4 protein-coding genes are annotated in these 4,608 nt (G+C 64.3%); 3 read left to right on the forward strand and 1 reads right to left on the reverse strand.

The features are described 5' to 3' along the window. Positions 1-229 precede the first annotated feature (229 nt). On the reverse strand, positions 230-1,585 hold the full coding sequence (locus BN871_RS25800) for an MFS transporter (protein WP_021879887.1): 1,356 nt from the start codon (positions 1,583-1,585) through the stop codon (positions 230-232). Positions 1,586-1,711: 126 nt separating this feature from the next. On the opposite strand from BN871_RS25800, the gene BN871_RS25805 reads away from it, so the two are divergent. From BN871_RS25805 to BN871_RS25815, 3 genes are all read left to right on the forward strand, one after another. Continuing rightward, complete coding sequence (locus BN871_RS25805) at positions 1,712-3,205, forward strand: PLP-dependent aminotransferase family protein (protein ID WP_048750015.1); 1,494 nt, start codon at positions 1,712-1,714, stop codon at positions 3,203-3,205. Then, complete coding sequence (locus tag BN871_RS25810; protein ID WP_021882428.1) at positions 3,202-3,918, forward strand: response regulator transcription factor; 717 nt, start codon at positions 3,202-3,204, stop codon at positions 3,916-3,918. Before BN871_RS25805 ends, BN871_RS25810 begins: the two co-directional genes overlap by 4 nt. Then, the coding region (locus BN871_RS25815; protein ID WP_048750018.1) for a hypothetical protein at positions 3,915-4,608 on the forward strand (694 nt) is incomplete at its 3' end. The genes BN871_RS25810 and BN871_RS25815, both read left to right, overlap by 4 nt.

Genomic DNA, 4,608 nt, shown 5'->3' on the forward strand with positions numbered 1-4,608 from the left:
CGTCATCTACATCCATATCTATTCCGGAGACGATCTCCATATCATCAAGCGCAGCACGTTCGACGTCGCTTGATCCGGAAGCCAGTCAAGGGCTGTCCCCAACGGGGGACAGCCCTTTTTTTCTTGTTCGCTTTAAGGCGCGGGGCAGACCTGTCGATCTCGAGGCTTGGGTGTCTGCTGTCCATCGAACCGCATAGGGACGGAAGGCGGCCTCGGCCGGCATCGGTATTCAGCCGGAAGCCTCCAGCTCGGCTGAGCTGCCGCGCGATGGGCGGCGTCTTGCCGCAAGATGCCGGGAGAGCAGGAGGAAGAAGACGAAAGCGAGCGCGCTCAAAATCAAATTGACGGCAATGACGGTCTGGTACGAATGCTGCAGCCGGTAGAGAATGCCTCCTCCGAGCGCGGCAGCCGCACCTCCGAGCTGATGGAGCAGCAGCAGAAAGCCGGTGCGCAGCCCGCCCGGTCCGCCGGCGTTCTCATCCGCGAGCAGAATGCCGCCCGATACGGCGCCAACATAGCTCGCGCCGAAAAGCAGCGAGAAAAATACCGGCGACAGCTGCAGATGGGGAAGCAGCAAGGAAAAGGCGAGAACTCGGACTCCAAACAGCAAAGCCAGCGCTGACGAGCGGGAGGAGCGGTCCAGGAAATAGGAGAACAGAAGTCCGCCGCAAACTTCGAGAACGCCGAGCAGGCTGAGCGAAGCGGCGATCGTTGCGGTCGGCACATGCGAATGCTGGTGGATGGCGGCCAGGTTCATTTCCACGGTGCCCATGCTGAAGCCGCAGGCAAGGAGAGAGAAGGAGACGACGAGGAAGACGCGGTTTCGGGCCATGTCCAGCAGCGCGGCGGACTTCTCCCGCCAGCTCTGGGGAGGGTTCGCGGGAGAGGCGCCGGAATGTCCGGACGGAGCTGCGGAAAGCGGCTTTTGGCCGTCCTTCGGTGGGAGGATCGTTTCAGGAGCTGCGGAGAGCTCTTGGTTCTCGGAGAGAGGAACGTTCTCCGTATCCTCATGCCGGCTTGCCGCCCGGCTCCGGAATACGAGCGCCGCCAAAGGAAGGAACAGCAGGTGGACGACGAGCAGCACCGCATAGAGCTGTCTCCACTCGTACTTGTGGCCTTGCGTCAACAGCGGCGTCAGCACGGCCAGGCCAAGCGACCCGGCGCTGCCGAGCAGAGCGAGAGCTTTGGCCCGGTGATGGCGGAACCAGTCCTGCACGAGCATATAGGCCGAGGCGGCTCCCAGCCCGCTCAATCCGGCAAGCAATCCGTTCCCGAGCCAATACCCGAGCGTACCGGGAATGAACAGCACCGAGGCGGCGCCGAGGGCGTTCATCGCGGCGGAGATTCCCATCGCCGCCGCATAGCCTTTGCGGTCGGCGAGAAGGCCGCCGAGCGGCGCGCATACAGCGGTAAGCACGATGGCGGTCGACCACGTAAAGCCGAGAAAGTCCCGCTCGACGCCGAGATCGGCGGTAATTTCCGGCTGGAAAAAAGCGATGACGATGCGGCCCAGCGAGCCTGCGAACGTAAAGCACCACAAGACGGCCAGAAGCAGCCAGGCGAATTTCGGTTCCTTGAACAACATGGCGGTTCCCCCTCTGTTTTGTTGTTATCATAGCGGTTCGGGAGATTGGGCGCACCAGCCAATTGGAGGAAATTTTGCCCATCCAATTCATGAAGGCGATATAATCAAACAAAAGGGGGGATGATCATGTTCTGGAAACCGAGTCCATCCGGCTCAGATGCCGTCTATATCCAAATATGCCGGCACTATGAGGAGCAGATCCGCAGCGGTCTGCTGCCTCCGGGCTCGAAGCTGCCGGCGGAACGGGATCTTGCCCTCCGGCTGGCGGTCAACCGCAGCACGGTCCAGGCGGCATACGGCGAGCTGAGGGCGCTCGGTCTCGTCCAGTCGCGCCCGGGAAGCGGGACGAGCGTCAGCGACTCGATGTGGGAGCAGGGGGAGCGGCAGCCGGATTGGATCCGCTATTTGAGCCGAAGATACAATCCTTCTAGCCGGCTGCAGGAGGCCGTCAACGAGGCGCCTCGAGAAGGCGTGATCGACCTCACCCAAGGAGAGCTGCATCGCAGCCTGATGCCTCTGGAGCTGATGGAGCGGCTGTCGGGAGAGCTTGATTGGAGCCGGCCGTTCAGCTACAGGGACGATCCGCAGGGCGATTGCGGCTTGAGGGAGGCTCTCGCCTCCCATCCGCGGATCGGTCCTTCGCTGGCAGCGAAGCCGGATGAGCTGCTCCTGACAGGCGGCGTCAAGCATTCGCTCGGCCTAATCGCGAGAGCGATGCTGGAGCCGGGGGACGCCGTAGCGGTCGAAGGTCCGTCCTATCTGTACGCGATGGGCGTATTCGCGGCAGCCGGCATCTACATGGTCCGGCTGCCGGTCGACAAGGAAGGCCTCACGCCGGAAGCGATACCGGAGCTGTACCGCCGCCACCGGATCCGGCTTGTCGTTACGAATCCGACGTTCCAGAATCCGACCGGATCGACGCTGTCGCTGGCGAGACGGCTGCAGCTCCTCGCCATCTGCACCGAGCTCAGGCTGCCGATCATCGAGGACGATCCCTACTCCCTGCTCGGCAGGCCGGGCTGGACGGCGCTTCCTTCGCTGCGCTCGCTGCCCGGCGGCAGGGAGCGGGTCCTATCCTGCGGCACATTCTCGAAGATCGCCACTCCCGGCATGCGGACAGGCTGGATCGCGGCGCCAAGGGCGCTGATGGCGGCGCTGATGGCCGCGCGCCACGCCTCGGGCTTGACGACCAGCCATCCGGGTGAACGTCTGGGAGCGGCGCTGCTGGGCAGCGGCCAGTTCGATACCAGGCTGGAGACCGTCCGGGCGGCTCTCGAACGCAGAAGACAGGCGGCCGCGGAAGCCGCGGCGGCCAGCCTTGCTCCGCATGCGGCCATCCAGGCGGCGCTTCCGGAGGGCGGCTTTTATATCTGGCTGAAGCATGGCCTGGCGCGCTCCGGACTGGAAGTGCTGCAGGAATGCATGGAGCAAGGTGTCGCCGTCAGTCCCGGGGAGCTGTACGGGGAACGTCCCGGCTGGATGCGCATCAGCGTCGCGACGGCCGAAGAGGACATGATCGCCGAGGGAATACGGCGGGCAGCCGCTGCGTTGGAGCGGCTGGCAGGCAAGGAATGCCATAGGAACAAGAACAATCGGGGCCGGAGGGAGGATCGGGGATGACACGAATTGTATGGGTCGAGGACGAGCGGGAGCTGGCGGAGCAAGGGGCTGCGTATTTGCGCAGAGAAGGCTGCGAGGTGCATACGGCTGATTCGGCAGAAGCGGCGATCGTCCTGATCGAGCAGGAGAAGCCGCAGCTGCTGCTTGTGGATTGGCTGCTGAAGGGCGGCGGAACGGGTCTCGACTTATGCCGCCGCAATGAAAGGCTGTGGCAGCTGCCGATCCTGATGGTGACGGCGCGAAGCGACGAGTTCGACCGCATCCTGGCGCTTGAGATCGGCGCGGACGATTATATCCAGAAGCCGTTCAGCCTGAGGGAGCTGCATGCCCGGATCAAGGCGGTGCTTCGCCGAGCCGGAAGGATGAAGGAAGGAGAGGGCTCGCTCCCGGCTAAGACGGAAGGGCTCGTCCGCGGCGACCTCTCCATCTCTCCGGAGCGGTTCGAAGCCAGCGTCGGAGGGGCTCCGGTGGAGCTGACCCGAACCGAGTTCGCGCTGCTGCTGAAGCTGGCCTCTCATCCCGGAAGGGTATTCACCCGGACGCATCTGCTGGAGGAGGCTCTCGGCGAAGCGTACGCAGGGTATGAGCGGACGATAGACAGCCATATCCGGAATTTGCGGCGCAAGCTCGGCGACGATTCGGCCGAGCCTCGTTATATCGGGACGGTATACGGCGTCGGATATCGCTTCCTTCAGGAAGAGAGGCGCGAATGAAGGCGCGCTCCCTGTCCCGAGCTGCCTGGCTGCGGACAGCCTGCGGCTCGGCCGCTGCGGCGATAGCGGCTGCTGCCGTGCTGGTAGGGACGCCGAAATCGTCGAAGGAGCCTGACGAAGCGAAGCGGCTCGCTCTGTACTGGAGCGGCTATGCTTCTGCGTATGCCGGCTTGCACGGTTCGGCGGACGGCATGGAGGAGGCTCTCCGGCGGGATGCGGCTGCGCATCCCGCCGGGGGCGCTGTTTACTTGGAGGTTAGGACGGCCGCAGGCGAGACGATCGCTGTCGCCGGAGAGGATGGTCCTCGCGGCAGCCGTCTGTCGTCGGTCAAGCCTTTCATGCTTGACGGACGCGTGGCGGGAACGGTCGAGGCCTCCGTCGCCTCCTCTGCCGGCGGGCATGCGGCGGTATGGCCTGCCGCCGCCGGCATGGCCGCGTTCGTCTGCGCCTGGGGCCTGATGAGGCTGGAGGCCGCTCGCGGCCAGGCGTCGGCTGAGACTGTGGGCGACGAGATCATGGGGAGGATCATGCCGATGTACGAGTTTTGCAGGCCGAGGTTCGTCATTCAACGGGACATCCCCTCCGCATGGGGAATGCCCCTTCAGGTTCATAGGCTGCCGATGCTCTCAACGATAGCGCACAACCAGGTCCACCGGATATCGGCCCGCGTTGCGGCCGTACAGGGCGAGG

Source organism: Paenibacillus sp. P22 (assembly GCF_000469945.2).
GTDB classification, from domain to species: Bacteria; Bacillota; Bacilli; order Paenibacillales; family Paenibacillaceae; genus Paenibacillus_O; species Paenibacillus_O humicus.